We start from the raw sequence: 6,250 nt of genomic DNA, 5'->3' as shown, positions 1-6,250 counted from the left end.
CGTCAGGTCCGTGAGCCCGTCCGGTTCGCCGACGCCGTCGACGCGCTGCGCGCCGCCGGCGTGACCACGTACGTAGAGGCCGGGCCCGACGCGGCGCTGACCACGCTGGCCACGGAGTGCCTCACCGACGGCGACTGCCTGACCGTCCCGCTCCAGCGCCGTACCCGCGACCAGGTTCACACCCTCCTCACCGCCCTCGCCACCCTCCACACCCACCACGCCGCCACCCCCGACTGGACCGCCCTCCTCCCCGGCGCCCGCCTCACCGACCTCCCCACCTACCCCTTCCAGCACCAACGCCTCTGGCTCGACGCGCCCCCGCCCGCCGCAACCGAAGGCCGGCATCCGCTGGTCGGCCCGGGCATCGAACTCGCCGAGCACGGCGGCGTGACGGTCTTCGCCGGCACGCTCTCCCTCCGCACTCACCCCTGGCTCGCCGACCACGCCGTCGCGGACACCGTCCTCCTCCCCGGCACCGCGTTCCTCGAACTCGCCCTCCACGCCGCCCGGCACACCGGCCGCACCGCCCTGGACGAACTCGTCCTCAGCGCCCCCCTCGCCGTCCCGGCCACCGGCGCCGTCGAACTTCAGGTCACCGTCGACGGCGCCGAGGTCGCCGTCCACTCCCGGCCCGCGGGCGACGACGGCCACCGTTCGCCCTGGACCCGGCACGCCCACGGCACCGTGACCGGGACCGCCGCCGAGACCCCGGCCCCCGCACCGGCGCCCGGCGCCTGGCCGCCGGCCGGCGCCACGCCCGTACCGCCGGCGGAGCTGTACGCGCGCCTCGATGACGCCGGCCTGCGCTACGGCCCCAAGTTCCGCGGGCTGCACGCCGCCTGGCGGCACGGCGACGAGATCCTCGCCGAGGTCTCCCTCCCGGAAGACCCCGCGGGCGGCGCCACCCCCGGCGCCGACCGGTTCGCGCTGCACCCCGCGCTCTTCGACGCCGCCCTCCACGCCGTCGCCCTCACCGGCGACGAGCACGACGGCACGGGATACCTGCCCTTCAGCTGGACGGACGTCCGCCTCCACGGCGCGCACGCCGGCAGCCTTCGGATACGTATCGTCCCCACCGGCGCCCACGCCGTCACGCTCGACGCCACCGATCCGGCGACCGGGCAACCCGTCGTCTCCGTCGGGACGTTGCTGCTGCGCCCGTTCGCCCCGGCCGACACCGACTCGCTGCACCGGCTCACGTGGACACCGCTGCCCGCCGACGGCTGGACCGAGGAGCCATCGGCCACCTGGGCCGTCCTCACCGCCACCCCTGTCACCACCGCCGCCGGGCTCGCCCCCGCCGCCCCCGCCACCACCGCCGCCGACGTCGACGACCTGCTCGCCGCGCTGCCGCCCGGCGCCCGCTCCGTACCCGGTCTCGACCCCGCGGCGCTGCCCGGGGCGCCCGACCTGCTCGTGCTCCCCGTCGCCACCGACGACGCCCCCGCCTCCGCCCCCGCCGCCGCGCACGCCGTCGCCGCCCGCGTGCTGGACGCGGTCAACGCCTGGCTGGCCGAGGAACGCCTCGCCGCCGGCCGCCTGCTCGTCCTCACCCGGGGCGCCGTGGCCGTCGGCACCGAGGAGGACCCCGACCTCGCCGCCGCCACCGTGTGGGGACTCGTGCGCGCCGCCGCGGCGGAGCAGCCCGGGCGGCTGCTCCTCGTCGACACCGACGGCACCGCCGAGTCGCTCCGCGCCCTGCCGCGGGCCGTCGCCGCCGGCGAGCCGCAACTCGCCCTCCGCGCCGGCGAACTGCTCGCCGCCCGCCTCGCCCGCGCCGCCGCGCCCGCGCTCGTACCGCGCGACGACACCGCGGCCTGGCGCCTCGACGTGACCGAGCCCGGATCGCTGGACAACCTCGCGCTGCTGCCCGCCCCTGAGGCGACCGCGGCGCTGGCGCCCGGGCAGGTGCGGCTGTCCGTGCGCGCCGCCGGGCTGAACTTCCGCGACGTGCTGGGCGCCCTCGGCATGTACCCGGGCGAGGTGACCATCGGCGCCGAAGCCGCCGGGGTCGTCGTCGAGACCGCGCCCGACGTCACCGACCTGGCGCCCGGGGACCGGGTGTTCGGGATGGTACGGGGCGCCGTCGGCCCGCTCGCGACGGCCGACCGGCGGCTGCTGGCGCCCCTGCCCCCCGACTGGTCCTTCGCGCAGGCCGCCACCGTGCCCGTCGTCTATCTCACCGCCTACTACGGCCTGGTGGACCTCGCCGCGCTCAAGCCGGGCCAGTCGGTGCTGGTGCACGCGGCGGCCGGCGGCGTCGGGACGGCGGCCGTGCAGCTCGCCCGGCACCTGGGCGCCGAGGTGTACGGCACGGCGAGCCCCGGCAAGCAGGCCGCGCTGCGCGCGCTGGGGCTGCCCGCCGACCACGTGGCCTCGTCCCGCACGCTCGACTTCGAGACCGCCTTCCGCGGCGCGGGGGGCGGCGGCGGGGTCGACGTGGTGCTGAACTCGCTGGCCCACGACTTCGTCGACGCCTCGCTCCGGCTGCTGCGGCCGGGCGGCCGGTTCCTGGAGATGGGCAAGACGGACATCAGGGACGCCGACGCCGTACGCGCCACGCACGCCGGCGTGGACTACACGGCATACGACCTGATGGACGCGGGGGCGGAGCGCATCGCCGGGATGCTCGCCGAGGTGCTGGCGCTGTTCGGGCAGGGTGCCCTCACGCTGCCGCCGCTGACGGTCTGGGACGTACGCGCCGCGGACGAGGCGTTCCGCCACCTCGGCCAGGCCAGGCACCGCGGGAAGGTCGCGCTCACCGTGCCGCGCGCGCCGGACCCGGACGGCACGGTGCTGGTCACCGGCGCCACCGGGGCGCTGGGCGGGCTGATCGCCCGCCACCTGGCCGGCGCGTACGGGATACGCCACCTGCTCCTCGCCGGGCGGCGGGGTGCCGCGGCGCCCGGCATGGCCGAACTCGTCGCGGACCTGGAGGGGCTGGGCGCCGCGGTGACCGTGGCCGCCTGCGACGTGGCCGACCGGGAGGCGCTCGCCGGGCTGCTCGCCGGCGTGCCGGCGGCGCACCCGCTGACCGGGGTCGTGCACGCGGCGGGCGTGCTGGACGACGGCGTGCTGGCGGCCATGACGGCGGAGCGGCTGCGTACCGTCTTTGTGCCGAAGGTGGACGCGGCGTGGGCGCTGCACGAGCTGACGCGGGACGCCGACCTGGCGCTGTTCGCGCTGTTCTCGTCGGCGGCGGGCACGCTGGGCGCGCCGGGGCAGGCCAACTACGCGGCGGCGAACGCCTTCCTCGACGCCCTCGCCCGGCACCGGCGGGCGCGCGGGCTGCCGGCGGTGTCGCTGGCGTGGGGGCTGTGGGACCAGCCGGGCGGCATGAACGCCGGGCTGGGCGAGACCGACCGGGCCCGGCTGGCGCGTGCGGGGTCGGGGGCGCTGTCGGCGGCGGAGGGGCTGCGGCTGTTCGACGCGGCGCTGCGGGGCGCCGAGCCGGTGGCGCTGCCGGTCAAGCTGAACCTCGCGGCACTGCGTGGGGCGGCGGGTGACGTACCCGCGCTGGTACGCGGGTTGGTGCCGGGCGCGGGACGCGGCGCCGGGGGCCGGCCCGTACGCGAGCGGGGCGGGCAGGGCGAGCCGGACGCGGCCGGGGCCCTCGCGCGGCGGCTCGCCGGCGCGACCGCGACCGAGCGGCGGAACGCCGTGCTCGACCTGGTGTGTACGGAGTCGGCGGCGGTGCTGGGGTACGTCGACGCCGGGGTGCTGGCGCCGGACGAGGCGTTCGCGGAGCTGGGGTTCGACTCGCTGACCTCGGTGGAGCTGCGCAACCGCCTCAGCAGGGCGACGGGGCTGCGGCTGCCCGCGGGGCTGCTGTTCGACCGGCCGACGCCGCACGCGCTGGCGGAGCACCTGGCCGGGCTGCTGGCGTCCGCCCCGGAGGCGCCGGCGGAGCTGGCGGAGCCGACGGCCGCCGGGACGCCGCGCGCCGACGAGGCGGCCGTACGCGACGCGCTGGCCCGCCTGTCGCCCGCGCGGCTGCGGGAGGCCGGGCTGCTGGACACGCTGCTCGCCCTGGCCGCGAACGACCCGGCGCCGCCGCCCCCGTCGCCGGACGAGACGCCGCACGGGACGCCGGACGAGGCGGGCGACGAGACGGGCGACGTCGACCTGGATTCCCTGGACGCCCAGAGCTTGATCGACATGGCCTTGGGCGACCTCGACTCCGATGCGGGTGATACGCGATGAGCAGCGCACCGTCCACCGAGAACCTCGTCGAGGCCCTGCGCAAGTCCCTACGGGAGGGAAAGCAGCTCAAGCGGGAGAACCAACGCCTGGTCGAGGCCGCGCGCGAGCCCGTCGCCGTCGTCAGCATGGCCTGCCGCTTCCCCGGCGGCGTCGGCTCGCCGGAGGACCTGTGGGACCTCGTGGCCGCCGGCCGCGACGCCGTGACCGCCTTCCCCACCGACCGCGGCTGGGACCTCGACGCCCTGCACGACCCCGACCCGGACAAGCCCGGCACCTGCTACGTGCGCGAGGGCGGGTTCCTCGACGGCGCCGGGGACTTCGACGCCGAGCTGTTCGGGATCTCGCCGCGTGAGGCGCTGGCGATGGACCCGCAGCAGCGGCTGCTGCTGGAGACGAGCTGGGAGGCGTTCGAACGGGCCGGAATCGACCCGGCGTCGGTGCGCGGCAGCGCAACCGGTGTCTTCGTGGGCGGCGTACGCCAGGACTACGGCCCCGCGCTGCACGAGAACGTGCCGGAGGTGGCGGGGCACCGGCTGACCGGCATCGCGGCCAGCGTGCAGTCGGGGCGCGTGTCGTACGTCTTCGGGCTCGAAGGCCCCTCGGTGACGGTGGACACCGCGTGCTCGTCGTCCCTCGTCGCGCTCCACCTGGCGGTGAACGCGCTGCGCACCGGGGAGTGCGAGACCGCCCTGGTGGGCGGCGTGGCGGTGATGACGAGCCCGGGCGTCTTCGTGGAGTTCAGCCGGCAGCGCGGGCTGGCGCCGGACGGCCGGTGCAAGTCGTTCGCGGCGGCGGCCGACGGGACGGGGTGGTCCGAGGGCGTCGGGGTGCTGGCCCTGGAACGGCTGTCGGACGCGCGGCGCAACGGACGAACGGTGCTGGCGGTCGTACGCGGTACGGCTGTGAACCAGGACGGCGCGAGCAACGGGCTGACCGCACCCAACGGGCCGTCGCAGCAGCGCGTCATCCGCGCGGCGCTGGAGAACGCCGGGCTGGGCCCGGGGGACATCGACGCCGTCGAGGCGCACGGCACGGGCACCCCGCTCGGCGACCCGATCGAGGCGGAGGCGCTGCTGGCGACGTACGGGCGTGAGCGGCCGGACGGTCGGCCGGTGTGGCTGGGCTCGGTGAAGTCGAACATCGGGCACGCCCAGGCGGCGGCGGGGGTCGCGGGGATCATCAAGATGGTCCAGGCGCTACGGCACGGGGAGTTGCCCGCGACGCTGCACGTCGACGAGCCGACGCCGCACGTCGACCTGTCCTCGGGCACGCTCGCGCTGCTGACCGAGCCGCGCCCGTGGCCGGAGGCGGGCAGGCCGCGCCGCGCGGGGGTGTCCTCGTTCGGCATCAGCGGCACGAACGCCCACGTGGTCCTGGAACAGGCCCCGGACGCACCGCAGGACGCCCCGCAGGACGCGGCGCCGCCGCCGGGGCCGCCGCCCGCGCACGCCGCGCCGCTCCCGATCCCGCTGTCGGCCAAGTCCGACACCGCTCTCCGCGCCCAGGCGGCCCGGCTCCAGGAGCACGTCGAGGAACGGCACCCTGAACTGGACCTCGCGTCCCTGGCCCGTTCGCTGGCGACGACGCGGGCGACGCTCGACCACCGCGCGGTGGTGGTGGCCGGGGACCGCGAGGATCTGGTGCGGCAGCTCGCGGCGGTGGCGGCCGGGGAGGCCGAGAGGCCGGGGCGCGTCGCGTCGGTGCGGGACCTGACGGCGTTTCTGTTCACGGGGCAGGGCAGTCAGTTTCCGGGGATGGGGCGGGAGTTGTACGCGGCGTTTCCCGCGTTCGCCGCGGCGTTGGACGAGGTCGTGGCGGCGGTGGATCCGCATCTGGACCGTCCGCTGCGTGAGGTGATGTTTGCGGGGGACGCGGAGGTGCTGGGCCAGACGCGGTATGCGCAGCCCGCGCTGTTCGCGTTGGAGGTCGCCCTCTTCCGGCTGCTTGAGCAGTGGGGCGTGACACCGGATTATGTGGCCGGTCATTCGGTGGGGGAGATAGCCGCGGCTCACTGCGCGGGCGTTCTCGACCTCGCGGATGCGGCGCT

Annotated in this window: 2 protein-coding genes; both read left to right on the top strand. The window is 77.0% G+C overall.

Features of this window, described 5'->3' with window-relative positions; translation table 11 throughout:
* Positions 1 to 4,203: SDR family NAD(P)-dependent oxidoreductase (locus T328_RS35815; protein WP_496500452.1), on the top strand; the 4,203-nt coding region annotated here is incomplete at its 5' end.
* Positions 4,200 to 6,250 (top strand): type I polyketide synthase (locus T328_RS35810; RefSeq protein ID WP_496500451.1); only part of this gene is annotated, 2,051 nt, incomplete at its 3' end. The genes T328_RS35815 and T328_RS35810, both read left to right, overlap by 4 nt.

The organism is Streptomyces sp. CNX435, from assembly GCF_059570575.1.
This window is presented reverse-complemented; position numbering and strand designations above follow the sequence as displayed.